General features: G+C 67.3%; 14 protein-coding genes. 13 read left to right on the forward strand and 1 reads right to left on the reverse strand.

Features of this window, described 5'->3' with window-relative positions; all coding sequences use genetic code 11:
• The first annotated feature begins 2 nt into the window (after positions 1-2).
• The 13 genes from ACFYO1_RS34920 to alc all read left to right on the forward strand — a co-directional run bounded on the left by ACFYO1_RS34920 (position 3) and on the right by alc (position 15,312).
• On the forward strand, positions 3-872 hold the full coding sequence (locus ACFYO1_RS34920) for an FAD binding domain-containing protein (RefSeq protein WP_387240807.1): 870 nt from the start codon (positions 3-5) through the stop codon (positions 870-872).
• A complete protein-coding gene (locus ACFYO1_RS34925; protein ID WP_387240810.1) occupies positions 872-1,345 on the forward strand; it encodes a (2Fe-2S)-binding protein in 474 nt (157 codons plus the stop codon). The genes ACFYO1_RS34920 and ACFYO1_RS34925 overlap by 1 nt, the downstream gene beginning before the upstream one ends.
• Positions 1,342-2,688 carry an 8-oxoguanine deaminase gene (locus ACFYO1_RS34930; RefSeq protein ID WP_387240813.1) on the forward strand — a complete coding sequence of 449 codons (1,347 nt, stop codon included), beginning with the start codon at positions 1,342-1,344 and terminating at the stop codon, positions 2,686-2,688. The genes ACFYO1_RS34925 and ACFYO1_RS34930 overlap by 4 nt, the downstream gene beginning before the upstream one ends.
• Positions 2,685-5,018, forward strand: coding sequence for a xanthine dehydrogenase family protein molybdopterin-binding subunit (locus ACFYO1_RS34935; RefSeq protein ID WP_387240816.1), 2,334 nt, complete (start codon positions 2,685-2,687; stop codon positions 5,016-5,018). The genes ACFYO1_RS34930 and ACFYO1_RS34935 overlap by 4 nt, the downstream gene beginning before the upstream one ends.
• A 96-nt stretch (positions 5,019-5,114) precedes the next feature.
• A complete protein-coding gene (locus ACFYO1_RS34940; protein ID WP_387240819.1) occupies positions 5,115-6,557 on the forward strand; it encodes an NCS2 family permease in 1,443 nt (480 codons plus the stop codon).
• Between the two features lie 16 nt (positions 6,558-6,573).
• Positions 6,574-7,641, forward strand: a complete 1,068-nt coding sequence (locus ACFYO1_RS34945; RefSeq protein ID WP_387240822.1) for an XdhC family protein — start codon at positions 6,574-6,576, stop codon at positions 7,639-7,641.
• A gap of 144 nt (positions 7,642-7,785) precedes the next feature.
• Positions 7,786-8,166, forward strand: a complete 381-nt coding sequence (locus tag ACFYO1_RS34950; protein ID WP_378724638.1) for a gamma-glutamylcyclotransferase — start codon at positions 7,786-7,788, stop codon at positions 8,164-8,166.
• A complete protein-coding gene (locus ACFYO1_RS34955; RefSeq protein ID WP_387240827.1) occupies positions 8,163-8,966 on the forward strand; it encodes a hydroxypyruvate isomerase family protein in 804 nt (267 codons plus the stop codon). The genes ACFYO1_RS34950 and ACFYO1_RS34955 overlap by 4 nt, the downstream gene beginning before the upstream one ends.
• A complete protein-coding gene (locus ACFYO1_RS34960) occupies positions 8,963-9,838 on the forward strand; it encodes an NAD(P)-dependent oxidoreductase (RefSeq protein WP_387240830.1) in 876 nt (291 codons plus the stop codon). Before ACFYO1_RS34955 ends, ACFYO1_RS34960 begins: the two co-directional genes overlap by 4 nt.
• Positions 9,839-9,989: 151 nt before the next feature.
• The gene (gcl, locus tag ACFYO1_RS34965; protein WP_387240833.1) at positions 9,990-11,795 is read left to right on the forward strand and encodes a glyoxylate carboligase; all 1,806 of its coding nucleotides are present in this window, start codon (positions 9,990-9,992) and stop codon (positions 11,793-11,795) included.
• Positions 11,792-12,973 carry a glycerate kinase gene (locus tag ACFYO1_RS34970; protein ID WP_387240836.1) on the forward strand — a complete coding sequence of 394 codons (1,182 nt, stop codon included), beginning with the start codon at positions 11,792-11,794 and terminating at the stop codon, positions 12,971-12,973. The genes gcl and ACFYO1_RS34970 overlap by 4 nt, the downstream gene beginning before the upstream one ends.
• Positions 12,966-14,291 (forward strand): allantoinase AllB, encoded by a 1,326-nt coding sequence (gene allB / locus ACFYO1_RS34975; RefSeq protein ID WP_387240839.1) that lies wholly within the window; start codon positions 12,966-12,968, stop codon positions 14,289-14,291. The genes ACFYO1_RS34970 and allB overlap by 8 nt, the downstream gene beginning before the upstream one ends.
• Complete coding sequence (alc, locus tag ACFYO1_RS34980) at positions 14,284-15,312, forward strand: allantoicase (protein WP_387240842.1); 1,029 nt, start codon at positions 14,284-14,286, stop codon at positions 15,310-15,312. Before allB ends, alc begins: the two co-directional genes overlap by 8 nt.
• A 4-nt stretch (positions 15,313-15,316) precedes the next feature.
• Here the strand turns inward: alc and ACFYO1_RS34985 are convergent, their stop codons facing one another.
• The gene (locus ACFYO1_RS34985) at positions 15,317-16,933 is read right to left on the reverse strand and encodes a DUF222 domain-containing protein (protein WP_387240845.1); all 1,617 of its coding nucleotides are present in this window, start codon (positions 16,931-16,933) and stop codon (positions 15,317-15,319) included.
• Between the last annotated feature and the right edge of the window lie 166 nt (positions 16,934-17,099).

A 17,099-nucleotide genomic window follows, 5' to 3' on the forward strand; every position in this document is an offset into this window, starting at 1 on the left:
CGATGGACTTCCTGCGACCCACCAGCTGGGCGGACGCCCTGGACATCAAGTCCGGCCGCCCGGACGCCACCCCGATCCAGGGCGGCACCGACATGATGGTCGAACTGAACTTCGACAAGGGCCGGCCGAGCGCGCTGCTCGACCTCAACCCGTGCCGGGAGTTGTTCGAGTACGAGGAGATCGACGGCCAGATCCGGATCGGCTCCGGCGTGCCGTACGTGCGGATCATCAACCGGCTGGGCAACCAGCTGCCCGGTCTGGCACAGGCGTCTCGCACGGTCGGATCGCCGCAGATCCGCAACCGCGGCACGGTCGGGGGCAACCTCGGCGGCGCCTCACCGGCCGGGGACGCGCATCCCGCGCTGCTCGCGGGCAACGCGGTGGTCGAGGTCGAGTCCGCCGCCCGCGGCGCCAGGATGATCCCGATCGACGATTTCTACATCTGGGTACGCAAGAACGCGCTCGAGGCCGACGAGCTGATCCGCGCGGTCTGGCTGCCGCCGGCCGAAGGGCCGCAGTACTTTTCGAAGGTCGGCACGCGCAACGCCATGGTGATCGCGGTGTGCTCGTTCTCGATCGCGCTGTACCCGGGCAACGGGACGGTGCGCACGGGCATCGGCTCCTCCGGCCCGACCCCGCTGCGCGCCGGGTCCGCCGAGGAATTCCTGGCCACCCAGCTGCCGTGGCACGATCCCGCGCCGCTCACCGACAAGGTGCTGCGCGAGTTCGGCACGCTCGTCGCGGCCGCCGCCAAGCCGATCGATGACGTCCGCGGCACCGCGGACTACCGCAAGCACGCCCTCTCGGTGCTGGCCCGCCGCACCCTGGGCTGGGCATGGACGGACTATCTGACAGAAAGGAAGGCAGCCTGATGCGCGTGACCTTCGACGTGAACGGTTCCACGGAGACCGTCGACGATGTGTGGGAGGGCGAGAGCCTGCTCTACATGCTGCGCGAGCGGATGGGCCTTCCGGGCTCCAAGAACGCCTGCGAGCAGGGTGAATGTGGTTCCTGCACGGTCTATTTGAACGGCACGCCGGTGTGCTCCTGCCTGGTCGCGGCCGGGCAGGCCGAGGGCTGTTCGGTGCGGACGGTCGAGGGCCTGGCGAGGGGCGCGAAGCTGGATCCGATGCAGCAGGCGTTCGTCGAGGCCGGTGCGGTCCAGTGCGGTTTCTGCACACCGGGCCTGATCGTTCAGGCGCACGACCTGATCGAGCACAATCCCGAACCCTCGGACGCGGAGATCCGGGAGGCGCTGGCCGGAAACCTCTGCCGCTGCACCGGATACGAGAAGATCCTGGACGCCGTACGGCTCGCGGCGGCGCGGAAGGCGGGGGCGCGATGAGCAAGGTCGTCATCGAAAACGCTTACCTCGCACCGGTGGTCGGCCCGGAAATCGCCTCCGGGTACCTGGTGATCGCGAACGGCCGGATCGAATCGCTCGGTGCGGGACCGGCGCCCATCGTGCCGGACGCGCAACGCATCGACGGCACCGGCTGCCTGGTCACCCCCGGACTGGTCAACACCCACCATCACCTCTATCAGTGGGCGAGCCAGGGGCTGTTCCAGGACGCGACGCTGTTCGAATGGCTGACCGGGCTCTACCGGCTCTGGGCGGGCATGGACGCCGAGGTCGTATACGGCGCGGCCGCAGCGGGATTGGGCTGGCTGGCGCTGACCGGCTGCACCACCAGCAGCGATCATCACTACGTGTTCCCGAAGGGCCGCGGCGACCTGTTCGACGCCGAGGTCCGGGCCGCGCGCGAGCTCGGCATCCGATTCCACCCGTGCCGTGGCTCGATGGACCGCGGCCGGTCCGACGGCGGCCTGCCGCCGGACGAGGTGGTCGAGGACCGCGACGAGATCCTGCTGAACACCGCGGAAACCATCGACAAGTACCATGATCCGTCGTTCGACTCGATGCTGCGGGTCGCCGTCGCGCCGTGCTCGCCGTTCTCGGTGAGCGAGGGGCTGATGACCGACGCGGCGCTGCTGGCGCGCACCAAGAACGTCCGGCTGCACACGCACCTCGCCGAAACGCTGGACGAGGAAGAGCACTGCCGTGAGCAGATGGGTTGCACGCCGGTCGAATACATGGAGAAGCTCGGCTGGCTGGGCGAGGACGTCTGGTTCGCGCACGCGGTGCACCTGCACGACGCCGACATCCGCCGCTTCGCCGAGACCGGAACCGGCTCGGCACACTGTCCCAGCTCCAACGCTCGCCTCGGCGCGGGCATCGCCCGGGTCTCCGAGTTGCTGCGTGCCGGTGCGCCGGTCGGCCTCGGTGTCGACGGCGCGGCGTCGAGCGAGCTCACCTCGATGGCGGGGGAGATGCGGCAGGCGATGCTGTTCCAGCGGGCCGTGCACGGACCCACCGCGCTCACCGCGCGCCAGGCGCTGGAGATCGGAACACTCGGCGGCGCACGCAATCTCGGTCGTCAGCAAGAACTGGGCAGCCTGGAGGTCGGCAAGCTCGCCGATATCGCGATGTGGCGGGTGGACGGATTCCGGGCCGCGGTCGAGGACCCGGTGTGCGCGCTGGTCTTCGGGCCGACGCCGCCGCTGGCGCGGTTGCTCGTCGGCGGCCGGACGATCGTGGAAAACGACGAACTGCGCACGGTGGCGCACGACGCGGTAGGCCGGGCAGGCGCCGCCGCTCGCCTACGACTGATGCGAGGACAGGCATGACCGCCGCACGCACCACGCGATTCCCGGGAGAGGTCGCCGCACCGGGCAAGGGCGGCATCGGCGAAAGCCCGCTGCGCCCCGACGGCACATTGAAGGTGAAGGGCGAGTTCGCCTACGCCTCCGATCTGTGGATGGACGGCATGCTGTGGGGTGCGACGCTGCGCAGCCCGCATCCCCGCGCCCGCATCGTCAGCATCGACATCAGCCAGGCGCTCGCGCTGCCCGGTGTGTTCGCCGTGCTCACGCATGAGGATGTGCCCGGCCGCAACGTCTATGGCCTCGACATGACCTGGGACCAGCCGGTGCTCGCCATCGACGAGGTCCGCCACCACGGTGAGCCGATCGCGCTCGTCGCGGCGGACCACCCGGAGATCGCGCGCCGGGCGATGGAGGCGATCGCGATCGAGTGGGAGGTGCTGACCCCCATCACCGACCCGCTCGCGGTGATCGCCGATCCCGAAGCCAATAAGGTGCAGGAGCGCGGCGGCATCGCCAGGCACCAGCCGGTGCGGGTCGGCGATATCGCGGTCGGCCGCGCGTTGTCCGATGTGATCGTGACCGGTGAGTACGAGGTCGGCATCCAGGATCAGGCGTTCCTCGGCCCCGAGGCCGGCCTGGTCGCACCGGGCGAGGACGGCGGGCTGGATTTCTACGTGGCCACCCAGTGGATGCACAACGACCTCGACCAGATCGGTCCCTGTCTCGGCCTGCCCGAGGACAAGATCCGGATGACCCTGGCCGGTGTCGGCGGCGCGTTCGGCGGCCGCGAGGACCTGTCGATGCAGATCCACGCGGGCATGCTCGCGTTGTACACCGGCAAGCCGATCAAGATGATCTACAACCGCGAGGAATCCTTCTTCGGGCATGTGCACCGGCATCCGGCGCAGATGCGCTACGAGTACGGCGTGACCAAGGCGGGGAAGATCGTCTTCGCCGAAGTGCAGATCGTGCTCGACGGCGGCGCCTACACCTCGGCGACGCTCAACGTCACCGGCAATGCGTCCTCACTCGCGGTGGGCCCGTACGAGATTCCGCATATCAAGATCGACGCCTACGGGGTGTACACCAACAACCCGCCCTGCGGCGCGATGCGTGGATTCGGTGCGGTGCAGGCGTGTTTCGCGCACGAATCGATGATGGACAAGGTCGCCGAGGCGCTCGCACTCGACCCGATCCATGTCCGTCAGGTCAACGCGGTCGCGCAGGGATCCAAGCTGGCCACCGGGCAGGTCGTGCACGCACCGATGCCGATGGCCGAGATGCTCGGTCAGGCGCGGGACCTGCCGCTGCCCGCACCGCTGGACGCGTCCGACATCCGGAACCTGCCCGGCGGCGCCTCCCAGACCACGCACGGCGAGGGCGTGGTGCGCGGCATCGGCTACGGCGTCGGCATCAAGAACATCTGCTTTTCCGAAGGTTTCGACGACTACTCCACCGCCCGGGTGCGGCTGGAGGTGATCGGCGGCGAACCGGTCGCACTGGTCCACACCGCCGCGGCCGAGGTCGGCCAGGGCCTGGTCACCGTCGAGGCGCAGATCGCGCGGACCGAACTCGGCATCGAGCGGGTGACCATCCATCCAGCCGACAACCAGATCGGTAGTGCCGGTTCTTCGTCGGCGTCGCGGCAGACCTACATGACCGGCGGCGCGGTGAAGGCCGCGTGCGAGGCTGTGCGGCAGCGCGTACTCGCCTTGGCCCAGGGACGTTTCGGCGCCACCCGCGGTCTCCAACTGGTCGGCGGCAAGGTGGTCTCGCGCACCGGCGAGGTGTACGCCGCGATCGTCGACCTGCTCGGTGACGAGATCATCGAGGAGACAAGGGAATACCACCACAAGCCGACCACCGGCATGGATCCCGTGACCGGCCAGGGCGACAGTCACACCCAGCTCGCCCTCTGTGTGCACCGCGCTGTGGTGGACATCGACACCGAACTCGGTCTGGTCAAGGTGGTCTCGCTGGACGCGGTCCAAGATGTCGGCAAGATCATGAACCGCCTGTCGCTGGAGGGCCAGATCCACGGCGGCTCCGCGCAGGGCCTCGGCCTGGCGGTCATGGAGGAAATCCAAGTCCGCGACGGAAAGGTGCTCAATCCGTCCTTCACCGACTACCTGATCCCCACGATTCTCGACATGCCGCCACAGCGGCTGGAGATTCTCGAAAACGCCGACCCGCACGCCCCATACGGCCTGCGCGGCGCCGGAGAGCCACCCACGCTCTCCTCGACTCCCGCGATCGTCTCGGCCATTCGGGACGCATGCCGATCCGCGGGCGGAACCGTGCACATCAACCGAGTGCCGGTGCGTCCGGAAGACATCATCCGGAGCAGTTGATCAACAGGGGCTCCGAACCCCACAACAGAACCGAACCACGCGATCCGGCCGGCCCGGCCGGATCGTAGGTCGGCTATGCCCAAGGGAGGGCACGCCATGACCCAAGTCCAGACCCACTCCTCAGTTCCGGAGCCGGTCACGGGAAAATCACCGCTCGACCGATTCTTCCGGCTGAGTGCACGCAATACCACCGTCTCCCGCGAAATCCGCGGCGGTATCACCACTTTCGTAGCGATGGCCTACGTTATCCTGCTCGTCCCGCTGATCATCGGCGGGGTCCAGGACATCGACGGCAACACCCTCAGCATCGCCCAGCTCACCACCGCGACCGCGTTCTCGGCCGGGCTCAGCACCATCCTGATGGGGCTCGTCGGCAACGTCCCGCTCGCGCTGGCCGCCGGCCTCGGCGTCGTCCCGGTGGTCGCGTTCCAGGCGGCCCCGCACATGACCTGGCCGCAGACCATGGGTCTGGTCGTGCTGATGGGCGTCATTATCGTGATCCTGGCCGCGACCGGGCTGCGCACGATGATCATCAACGCGATCCCGCTGTCGCTCAAGAACGCGATCGGCGTCGGGATCGGCATGTTCATCGCGATGATCGGGCTGGTGTCGGCCGGGGTGGTCGGGCACGGTGCGCAGACCGGACCGCCGGTCACGCTCGGCGTCGCCGGTCACCTTTCCGGTTGGCCGGTGGTGATTTTCGCGGTCGGGCTGTTGCTCATGCTGGCGTTGTTCATCCGCAAGGTGCCCGGCGCCATCCTGATCAGCATCGCCATCGCCACCGTGCTGGCCATCGTGGTCAACTCACTGGCGAAGATCGATCCGAAGACCTGGGGACCGGTGGTGCCGGAGACGCCGAAGGGATTCTTCGCGGCGCCGGATTTCGGGCTGGTGCTGAATATCGACCTGATCGGCGGCTTCGCCAAGGCGGGTGGGCTGGTCGCGGGCGTTGTGCTGTTCACGCTGGTGCTCACCGGGTTCTTCGACGCCATGGGCACCGTATTCGGGGTCTGTGACGAGGCGGGACTGCTCGACGAGCGTGGCACCATGCCGGGGCTGGGCAAGGTGCTGACGATCGACGGTGTCGCGCAGGTCATCGGCGGGGTCAGCGGCGGCGCGGGCAACACCGTGTACGTCGAGTCCGCGACGGGCGTCGGTGAGGGCGCACGTACCGGTCTGGCCAGCGTGATGACCGGCGGATTGTTCTGCCTCGCAGTGCTGTTCACGCCGCTGGCTGCGGTGGTACCGATCCAGGCGGCGGCACCGGCGCTGGTGCTGGTCGGCGCGCTGATGATGACCCAGGCCCGCAAGATCGACTGGGCCGACCTGGAAGTCGCGGTGCCTGCCTTCCTGACCGTCGTGCTGATGCCGTTCACCTACTCGATCACCAACGGTGTCGGCGCCGGCGTCATCGCCTTCGTGGTGATCAAGGCGGCGCGCGGAAAGTTCCGCGAAATCCATTGGCTGATGTGGGTAGTCGGGATCGTGTTCGCCGGCTACTTCGGCATCACGGCCATCGAACTACTGCTCGGCGGATAGAACGGCGAAAAGAACAATGCGTGACCTCGCGGCAGAACTCTTGCAATGGCACACGGCGGGCAAGTCCTACGCCGTCGCCACCGTCATCGGCGTCAGCGGCAGTGCGCCGCGGCCACCGGGCGCCGCCCTGGCGGTGGACGCCGACGGCGTGGTCATCGGAAGCATCTCCGGTGGCTGCGTCGAGGGTGCGGTGTATGAGCTCTGCCGCGAGGCGCTGCGTACCGGGCGGCCGGTGCGCGAAACCTTCGGGTACAGCGACGACGACGCGTTCGCCGTCGGCTTGACCTGCGGGGGGAAGATCGAGGTGTTCGTTCAGCCGATCACTCCCGCGGAACACGGCACGATCGAGGCGCTGCTTCGATCGGCCGAGCCCGTTGCCCTCGTGCGCGACCTGAACACCGGGGCCGCAATGGCTTTGGGGGCGTGGTGGACGCTCGGCGCCGCCTTCGATCCCGTGGTGGTGGCGGAGGCCAGGGCGATGCTCGAGGTGGCCGCCACCGGTGTCCGGGTCATCGGGTGCGGCGAGCGCGAGGTGACGATTTTCGTGGAGTCGTATGTGCCGCCGCCGCGCATGATCGTGTTCGGTGCCATCGATTTCGCGGCCGCGGTGACGCGGATGGGCCGGTTTCTCGGCTATCACGTCACCGTGTGCGACGCCAGGCCGGTGTTCGCGACCCAGGCGCGGTTCCCCGATGCGCACGAGGTCGTCGTCGAGTGGCCGGATCGTTATTTGGCGCGCACCGCGGTCGACGCCAGGACGGTGCTGTGCGTGCTGACGCACGACGCGAAGTTCGATATTCCGTTGCTGGAGAGGGCCTTACGACTGCCCGTGGCGTATGTGGGCGCGATGGGTTCGCGGCGCACGCACGAGGAACGGATGGCCAGTCTGCGCGCCATCGGTCTGTCCGAAGCCGAACTGGCCGCGCTGCATTCGCCCATCGGACTCGATCTAGGCGGGCGCACGGCCGAGGAGACCGCGGTCGCCATCGCGGCCGAGATCGTCGCGGTCCGACGCGGCGGGTCGGCGCGGCCGCTGAGGACCAGTGACGGGCCTATTCATCGGGACTTGGTTCCTGCCTGGTGACGTATTCGGCCGGAACAGCGTACGGCTGGAGCATCATACAAAAGCTTCTTCGTAATGATCGATCAGCTTTGGGTTGATCTCATCTATCCCGATACCGCGTAATCCCTGCATACTTGGTGAAATTCGACACAAAAGGACCCGATAATGCCGTTGATTTTTCTGAACGGCTCCGCCATGCGCGGAGGGCCGCTCAACCATCTGTTGAACGGTGCGCCGTTCGCCGGTGAGGCGAAAACCGCTCCGCGCTACCGATTCTTCTCGGTGGGCGACCGTTTCCCCGGTCTCGAGCCGGCGCCGGATGGTGGCTACTCGATCACCGGTGAGCTGTTCGATGTGCCCCTCGACGTGCTGCGCGAACACCTGCTACCTGCGGAACCGCCCGAGCTGGAGCTCGGTGCGATCGAGCTGGACGACGGTAGATCGGTCCTGTCGATGGTGCTGCGCCGGCCGCCGACCTCGTATCCGGAGCTGATCGACATCACCCGCATCGGCAGTTGGAAGAAATATCGCGAAGGAGCTGAGTGAAGCATCACGCAGGGGAGTCCGGTCTCCCGAAATTCGACGTCAATTGCTCTATTCTTTTCACGGACCTGCCGCTGCTGGAACGCCCCGCCGCGGCAAAAGCGGCCGGCTTCGACGCGGTCGAATTCTGGTGGCCCTTCGGCGAAGACCCCATACCGGGGGATAAAGACATCGACGCGTTTGTTCGCGCGATCGATGATGCCGGCGTGCAGCTGGTCGGGCTGAATTTCATCGATCTGATTCCGGTCGGCCGCGGGCTGGTGTCGGTTCCCGGTGAGGTCACCAGGTTCCGGGACAACATCGAGGTGGCGGTCGGGATCGCCGAACGCACCGGCTGCCGGGCGCTGAACGCGCTGTACGGCAACCGGATCGCGGGCGAGGACCCGGCGAAGCAGGATGCGCTCGCAGTGGAGAACCTGCGGCTGGCCGCGCGAGCCGCGGCCCGGATCGGCGCTACGGTGCTTGTCGAGGCGCTGAATGCCCCTGAATCGCCGCACTATCCGATAGTCAGCGCCGAGGCCGCCGTGCGGGTGATCCAGCAGACCGGCGAGCCGAACGTGCGCTTCCTCTGCGATCTCTACCACCTGGCGCGGATGGACGAGAACCTGATCCAGGTGATCAAGACCTACGCGCGCTACATCGGCCATGTACAGATCGCCGACGATCCCGGTCGCGGCCGGCCGGGCACCGGCGAACTCGACTTCACCACGCTGTTCGAAACCCTCGGCGCCGCAGGCTACGACGGGTGGATCGGCCTGGAATACAAAGACCCCGAGCTGGATTGGAAGTGGATGCAGGCATGAGCAAAATTGGATTCATCGGCCTGGGGATCATGGGTAGCCCGATGGCGGGACACCTGGTCAAGGCCGGACACGAGGTGACCGGGTACGACATCGGCCCCAAGGGACTGGAAAAGCTCAAAGAGGCAGGCGGTTCCGCGGCTGCCAGCGTTGCCGAGGCGGTCCGGGACAAGGACATCGTCATCACGATGCTGCCGCAGGACGAGCAGATCGAAGAGGTCTTCCCCGACATCGTCGAGCACGCCGTGCACGGCACGCTGTACATCGACTTCTCCACGATCACGCCCAAGACCGCCAAATGGACCGCCGAACAGGGCAAGAAGAACGGTCTGCGCGTGCTGGACGCCCCGGTCAGTGGCGGGGAGAACGGGGCGATCAACGCGGCACTGTCGATCATGGTCGGCGGCTCCGCGGCCGACTTCGCGGCCGCCACACCGATCTTCGAGACGGTCGGCAAGACCTTCGCGCTGGTCGGAAGCAGTGGCGCGGGGCAGTGTGTGAAGGCCGCCAACCAGCTCGTCGTCGGCGGTACCTACGCCTTGGTCGCCGAGGCGATCCTGCTGATGGAGAATTTGGGCGCGGACGCGGCCAAGGGGCTGGACGTGCTGGCCGGCGGGCTCGCGGGCAGCAAGATCCTCGAGCTCAAGCGCGAAACAATGCTGGCCCGCAACTTCGTGCCCGGCTTCCGGATCGACCTGCACCACAAGGACATGGGCATCATCCTGCAGGCCGCCCGCGAGGCCGAGGTCTCCATCCCGATGGGCGCGCTGACCGCGCAGCTCATCGCGGCGGGCCGGGCGATGGGCTACGGCTCGCTCGATCACTCCGGTCTGCTGCTGGTCGCGGAGGCGCTGTCGGGCCGGGGCGAGGCATGAGGATGCCTGCCACGCCCACAGTGCTTGCGCGCCACGCGGAATGCGGCATCCGGCTGCCGGACGGCTGGGTGCGCAGCGATAGAACTGCCGACAATGCAGTGCTGCACGCGATGCAATCGTGCGGTGCGCGCCAGAACAAGGAGCGTTGAGCATGGCACGGATGCGTACCGTGGATGCTGCGGTGTTGATTCTCGAGAAGGAGGGCGCGACACAGGCGTTCGGGTTGCCTGGGGCGGCGATCAATCCGTTCTACAGTGCGATGCGGGCGCACGGCGGGATCAAGCATGTGCTGGCTCGCCACGTCGAGGCTGCTTCGCATATGGCTGAGGGTTATACCCGGGCTGTTGCGGGCAATATCGGTGTGTGTATCGGTACTTCGGGGCCGGCCGGCACCGACATGGTCACCGGGTTGTATTCGGCGAGTGCGGATTCCATTCCGATCCTGTGTATCACCGGGCAGGCGCCGGTGGCGAAGTTGCACAAGGAGGATTTCCAGGCTGTCGATATCGCTTCGATCGCTGGGCCGGTTGCCAAGTGGGCGGTCACTGTTCTGGAGCCCGCGCAGGTGCCGGGTACTTTCCAGAAGGCGTTCCGGGTGATGCGTGAGGGGCGTCCGGGTCCGGTGTTGATCGATCTGCCGATCGATGTGCAGCTCGCCGAGATCGAGTTCGATATCGAGACATACGAGCCGTTGCGGGTGCATCGCCCCGCCGCGAGTCGGGCACAGGCGGGAAAAGCCATCGCGATGCTCAACGCATCCGAGCGTCCGCTGCTGGTCGCCGGTGGTGGCATCGTGAACGCCGACGCCGCTGAGTTGCTCGTCGAATTCGCTGAGCTGACCGGTGTTCCCGTGGTGCCGACGTTGATGGGGTGGGGCACGATTCCCGACGATCACCCGCTGTATGCGGGCATGGTCGGTTTGCAGACCTCGCACCGTTACGGCAACGCGACGATGTTGGAGTCCGATTTCGTGCTGGGTATCGGTAATCGGTGGGCCAACCGGCATACCGGTGGGGTCGAGACCTACACCAAGGACCGCACTTTCGTGCATGTCGACATCGAGCCGACCCAGATCGGACGAGTGTTCGCCCCTGATTTCGGGATCACCTCCGATGCCGGTGCCGCGCTGAAGGTGTTCATCGAAGTCGCCCGCGAGCTCGCTGCTGCGGGAAACTTGCGCGATCGGTCCGACTGGGCTGGGCAGGTGCGGGCACGAAAGCAGCTGGGCCAGCGCAAGACCCACTTCGACACTGTGCCGATCAAGCCGCAGCGGGTCTATGAGGAGATGAACAAGGCGTTCGGACCCGACATCCGCTACGTCAGCACGATCGGCCTCTCGCAGATCCAGGCGTCGCAACTGCTGCACGTCTACAAGCCGCGGCACTGGATCAATGCCGGGCAGGCCGGGCCGCTGGGCTGGACGCTGCCCGCCGCGCTCGGTGTGGCGACCGCCGTCCCCGACGCCACCGTCGTTGCGTTGTCCGGTGACTACGACTTCCAGTTCCTGATCGAGGAATTGGCTGTCGGCGCGCAGTTCGGTATCCCGTATATCCATGTACTGGTGAACAACTCGTACCTGGGCCTGATCCGTCAGGCACAGCGGAACTTCTCGATGGATTACTACGTCCAGCTCGACTTCGACAACATCAACAGTCCCGAGGTCGGCGGGTACGGCGTGGACCACGTGAAGGTGGCGGAAGGGCTGGGCTGCAAGGCGATCCGCGTCTTCGAGCCCGAGCACATCGGTCAGGCCTTGGAGGATGCCAAGAAGCTGATGGCCGAGCATCGGGTGCCGGTGGTCGTCGAGTGCATTCTCGAACGCGTCACCAATGTGTCCATGGGCTTGGAGATCGACAACATCGTCGAATTCGAGGAACTGGCGCTGTCCGCCGCGGACGCGCCCACCGCCACCGTCGCCATCGAGCCGGAGCCGGAACCGGTCGGGGGCGGCAGGTGAGCGGGCCGGACGTTCCACGCTCGAGCGGCGTGCGCGGCGGGTGGCGAGAGGGACACTGTGTCGTCGCCCCCGACAAGTTCAAGGGGTCGCTGACCGCGCCCCAGGTCGCCGCGCACATCGCTACCGGACTCCGCCGGGTGCGCCCGGATATTCCCGTCGTCACCATGCCCGTGGCTGACGGGGGTGACGGCACGGTCGACGCCGTCGTGGAGTCGGGCTTCGTCCGCTTCCAGACGGGCGTCGCCGGACCCCTGGGGTTACCGGTGGCCGCCTCGTTCGCGATGAGGGGCGAGGCCGCCGTGATCGAGCTGGCGGAAGCGTCCGGCCTGCGTCGGCTGCCGATTCGGCCGACATTCCAGACCGCCATGACCGCAACCAGTTACGGCACCGGCGAGTTGATCCGCGCGGCCGCCACCCGCGGCGCTCGCAGCGTGGTGCTCGGTCTCGGCGGGAGCGCGTGCACGGACGGGGGAGTGGGCATGATGTCGGCGCTCGGCGTCCGGTTTCTCGACGAGCACGACCGGGAACTGCCGCGCGGCGGTGCGGCGCTGACTCGGCTGGCGCGCATCGATGCCAGCGACATGTTGCAGGTACCGGTGATCGTCGCCTCCGACGTGGACAACCCACTGCTCGGACCGCGCGGCGCCGCACAGGTTTACGGTCCGCAAAAGGGTGCGCGCCAGACCGACATCGACGAATTGGAATGGGGCCTGGCCCGGTTGGCGTCGATCGTCGAACGCGACCTCGGCGCCGATGTGGCGGACCGGCCGGGTGCCGGTGCGGCGGGCGGAGTCGGTTACGCCGCGCTCGCTTTCCTCGGCGCGACGGTGCGGCCGGGCATCGAGATCATCCTCGACCTGATGTCGTTCGCCGAGCAGGTCGAGGGGGCGCGGCTGGTGATCACCGGCGAGGGCTCGCTCGACCCGCAGACCCTGCACGGCAAGGCGCCGGTCGGGGTCGCCCGAGCCGCGGCCGGCGCCACCGTGCCGGTCGTCGCAGTGGCCGGGCAGTGCTCGCTCACCGGCGAGCAACTGCGCGGCGCCCACATCGAGCAGGCGTACGCACTGACCGACCTCGAACCCGACCCCGAGGTCTGCATGGCGAAGGCAGGACCCTTGTTGGAACGACTCGCCGGTGAGATCGCCGGCGCCTGGCTGGGAGCGAGTGCTCATGCATGATCTGGTGATCCGGTCCCGGCGGGTCGCGCTGCCGGAGGGAATTCGCGCGGCCTCGATCGCCGTGCAGGACGGCAAGATCGCCGAGCTGGCGGACTACGACGCAGTGCTGGACGCCGCGGCGACCACCGACCTCGCCGACCTCGTCGTGCTGCCCGGACTGGTGGATTCGCACGTGCACGTCAACGAGCCGGGGCGGACCGAGTGGGAAGGTTTCGCCACGGCCACCAAGGCCGCCGCGGCGGGCGGGGTGACGACGATCGTCGACATGCCGCTCAACTCGCTGCCGCCGACGGTCACCGTGCCGCACCTCGCGACGAAACAGGCTGTAGCGGCTGGGCAGTGCCATGTGGACGTCGCGTTCTGGGGCGGGGCGATTCCGGGGAACCTGTCGTCGCTGCGGCCGCTGCACGAGGCGGGTGTGGCCGGGTTCAAGTGCTTCCTCTCACCATCCGGGGTGGATGAATTCCCGCCGCTGGGGCTCGGTGAGATGGAGCGGGTGATGCGCGAACTGGTGGAGTTCGACGGGTTGCTGATCGTGCATGCCGAAGATCCGGTGCGCCTGCGTGATCCGGTCGACGGGACATATCGCGCGTTCCTGGATTCGCGGCCGGGAGCGGCGGAAAGGGCTGCGGTCGAAGAGGTTATCGCGCTCGCCGAGCTGACCGGCGTGCGCGCGCACATCCTGCATGTTTCGGCGGCGGCTTGCCTCGAACCGCTCGCGGCGGCGCAGGCGCGGGGTGTCCGGATCACTGCGGAGACTTGCCCGCACTATCTGACGCTGTCGGCCGCCGAGGCGTCGTCCACCGCGTTCAAGTGCTGCCCGCCGATTCGTGACGCCGGCAACCAGGACGCACTGTGGCAGGGCTTGGCCGACGGGGTGCTGTCGTGTGTGGTTTCCGACCATTCGCCGTGCACGCCGGACTTGAAGGAAGGCGACTTCGCGACCGCGTGGGGCGGCATTTCTTCCTTGCAGATCGGCCTGCCTGCCGTGTGGACGGCTGCCGCCGAGCGTGGGTTCCGGCTGACCGACGTGGTCCGCTGGATGGCTGCCGCACCCGCTGAACTGGCCGGGTTGCCGCACAAGGGGCGGATCGCGGTCGGCTGTGATGCCGACCTGGTCGCCTTCGACCCGTGGGCGCCGATCACCGTCGACCCGGGCGCATTGGCACACAAGAATCCGATCACGCCCTACGGCGGTCGCGAACTGCGCGGCCTGGTCCACGCCACCTGGCTCCGCGGTCGCGTCGTCGGTAACGGCCACCCGCCCGCAGGCCGCCTCATTTCCTTGCACCACAACCGGATAGGGAACAATGTCTGACTTCACCAGCCTGCCCGACCTGGCGCTGCGCACGAATCGCGCCGGGGTGATCGCCGCCAGCGACGAGTCGTTCGAGGAACGCGAAAACCTCATCAACCCTTGGGAACCCCGCTTCGCCGAGCACACCTTCGGGCCGAAGGGCCAGGAGTACGACGGCTGGGAAACCCGCAGGCATCGAGGACCCGGTCACGACTGGGCGATCGTCCGGCTCGGCATGCCCGGGGTGATCCGTGGTGTGGTCATCGATACGGCGTGGTTCAAGGGCAACTATCCGCCGTTCACCTCGATCGAGGCCTGCCGTGCTCCCGGTTATCCGTCGCCCGCGCAACTGGATTCGGCCGAATGGGTGGAGATCGTGCCGCGCACCGCACTCGGTGGCGACGCGAAGCACGAGCTCGCCGTCTCGGATGACGGCATCTTCACCCACGTCCGGCTGAACATCTACCCAGATGGCGGAGTTGCCCGGCTGCGCGTGCACGGCGAGGTGGTGCCGGACCCGACCCTGCTCACCGGTCTCACCGTGGATCTGGCCGCGCTGGAAAACGGTGCCCGCACGGTCGGCTGCTCGGACATGTTCTACTCGGCACCTGACAACATGCTCGCACCCGGCCTGGCCCGCAATCAGGCCGAAGGCTGGGAAACGGCTCGTCGCCGGGACACCGGAAACGACTGGGCGGTCATCGAACTCGCGGCGCAAGGCGTCCCCGCGTTGATCGAACTGGACACCACCAACTTGCTGTTCAACGCGCCCGGCGAAACTCGCATCCTCGCCATCGATCACCAAGGCCCCGAACCCCTTCCGCCGACCGATGACTCAGCCTGGTACGAGCTGTTGCCCAGGACAACCCTGCAACCCGACACTCCCCACCGATTCCGGCTCACCCCTCCCGATCGCCCCGCCACCCACGTCCGCGTCGACATCTACCCGGACGGCGGGATCGCCCGCCTGCGCGTTCTGGGCTCACTTACCGCCGACGCCGAGCGTGAACTGAACTCCCGGTGGCTCGCGAACAAGCGGTGAGCAGCTACGGGTCCCGGGATGGGCTCTGCTGACGGGTCGCGCTGTGATCGAGACCCGGTCTGCGGTGCGTACGGGTGGGGTCCGCGCCGCGATGGGGCCGACGCAGGTTCGACGGTGTCTGGCACTGTCCCTGAGGAATCCGCGACTCCTCCTCGTGCGTAGGAGATCCTGGGACATGTTCCGTTGCCCCGTCGCCGTGAACTGAGCCGGGTTCGTGTTCCACTGTTTCGATGAGTAGTTCGCGCGGGTGGTGACGATGGTTGACTCGTGGAGTGCCGGTGGGATCGATGTGCGGCGGCGCGATCCAGCCGGTGCGCCCCGGATACTCCGAGTCCGGGCCGAGGACAACGGTTTTCCAGCCGCCGGGGCCATCGTGGATCATGGCGTGGCAGCGGTCGCAGGCCAGTGTTTCGTTGTCGATGTCGGTAGGGCCACCGTTGTTCCAGTCGGTGACGTGGTGGGTGGCGCACATGCTGGCAGGCGCGTCGCAGCCCGGGCGCGTGCAGCCGCGCAGGGCGGCGATCAACGCCATCCGTTGTGCGGCGGTCGCGAGGCGTTTGGTCCGGCCGAAGTGTAGTGGCAGACCGTCGTGGTCGAATACCGCGAGGAACGGTTGGGCTTCCTCGGCCAACTTCAATGCTTCGGCCATCGGTACGGACCCGCCGGTGGCAGTTGTTGCGACCCCGGAAGCCTTCTCGACTTCGGCGAGGCTCATGGTCAAGATCGTCGAAACCGGCAATCCGCGATGCGAACCCAGCTTCTCCGGAGTCACACAGTGTTCCAACAGGGCTTGAACAGCATCGTGGGTGCGTTGGGCAGCGCTGCGCACATCCCGGCGCGCCGCAGCAGCCAGCTCGTCGGGATCGACATATTCGCCATCACTGCACAGGCTTGCGGGATCGTCGGGATTGTTCATCCCCGGCCTGCCGAGTTTCGCGACTACAGGATCCAGGAGCGCGCGCAGGGTCGGCGTGATCTCGCCAGAGATCGGTGACATCCCATCCGACCGTTGACGCCCGATGCGAATACCGCGCATGCGGGCACGATCGGTGTCGTCGGAGAGTTTCCCGTCGGGATCCAAATGCGCCAGGATCGCCTCGCCGACCTTACCGATGTCGTCCGGCGATCCAGTGCGCGCGAAATCGGCCAGAACCTGTTCCGCGGCACCGTATTCCGGGTTGCTCACGCCGCCGGGCACTCGATTCATCACCGCGGCCACCCGGCGCGCGTGGTCGGCCGAGATGTCCCCGGCCGCCTGCCCCGCCGCGGTGTTCGCCAATTCGGGTGGGCGAACGGCGCCGGTGACATCGCGGCGCATACCGAGGACCCGCGTGGCCGCGACCCGGCTGGCGGCCTCCGCGTGCGACAGCCGCAGGGTTTGCATCAGCAGTTTCTTGAGCGTGCCCGCACCGGTGCGCGACGGCAGTCCACGCTCGGACGCCTCGCAGAGCAGCCGATGGCCGACCGAGGCAAGGATCCGGGTCGCCTTCTCCATATCACGCATCAGCTCGAGCAACTGGTCATCGGCCAGCGGCATCAATGGCGCGTCGAGCAGTTCGGTGGCAGCGGCGAGCAGCGGGTCGGCGACCCGTTCCTGCGGCACCTCGCTGCTCGAATCCATGTTCTAGACCCTAACGACCGCGATCACGAATTGCTAGTAAAAAAGCCATCTGAACTGGGAGTTTTCACAAAACGTGTGTGAAGTTGACACATCAGTGGCAGCACGCGCTGATTTCGGATAGCTCGTTGGCCCACCGCTCGCGGTAGGGTCCGATCATGTCGATCAG

It is taken from the genome of Nocardia sp. NPDC006044, from assembly GCF_042871115.1.
GTDB lineage: Bacteria > Actinomycetota > Actinomycetes > Mycobacteriales > Mycobacteriaceae > Nocardia.

What these genes read in the sequence shown, in the direction of transcription:
- gcl (WP_387240833.1), top strand. Translation starts at nt 9,990, where the DNA reads ATGGCACGGATGCGTACCGTGGATGCTGCGGTGTTGATTCTCGAGAAG.
- ACFYO1_RS34945 (WP_387240822.1), top strand. Translation starts at nt 6,574, where the DNA reads ATGCGTGACCTCGCGGCAGAACTCTTGCAATGGCACACGGCGGGCAAG.
- ACFYO1_RS34935 (WP_387240816.1), top strand. Translation starts at nt 2,685, where the DNA reads ATGACCGCCGCACGCACCACGCGATTCCCGGGAGAGGTCGCCGCACCG.
- ACFYO1_RS34925 (WP_387240810.1), top strand. Translation starts at nt 872, where the DNA reads ATGCGCGTGACCTTCGACGTGAACGGTTCCACGGAGACCGTCGACGAT.
- ACFYO1_RS34960 (WP_387240830.1), top strand. Translation starts at nt 8,963, where the DNA reads ATGAGCAAAATTGGATTCATCGGCCTGGGGATCATGGGTAGCCCGATG.
- alc (WP_387240842.1), top strand. Translation starts at nt 14,284, where the DNA reads ATGTCTGACTTCACCAGCCTGCCCGACCTGGCGCTGCGCACGAATCGC.
- ACFYO1_RS34930 (WP_387240813.1), top strand. Translation starts at nt 1,342, where the DNA reads ATGAGCAAGGTCGTCATCGAAAACGCTTACCTCGCACCGGTGGTCGGC.
- ACFYO1_RS34940 (WP_387240819.1), top strand. Translation starts at nt 5,115, where the DNA reads ATGACCCAAGTCCAGACCCACTCCTCAGTTCCGGAGCCGGTCACGGGA.
- allB (WP_387240839.1), top strand. Translation starts at nt 12,966, where the DNA reads ATGCATGATCTGGTGATCCGGTCCCGGCGGGTCGCGCTGCCGGAGGGA.
- ACFYO1_RS34950 (WP_378724638.1), top strand. Translation starts at nt 7,786, where the DNA reads ATGCCGTTGATTTTTCTGAACGGCTCCGCCATGCGCGGAGGGCCGCTC.
- ACFYO1_RS34920 (WP_387240807.1), top strand. Translation starts at nt 3, where the DNA reads ATGGACTTCCTGCGACCCACCAGCTGGGCGGACGCCCTGGACATCAAG.
- ACFYO1_RS34985 (WP_387240845.1), bottom strand. Translation starts at nt 16,933, where the DNA reads ATGGATTCGAGCAGCGAGGTGCCGCAGGAACGGGTCGCCGACCCGCTG.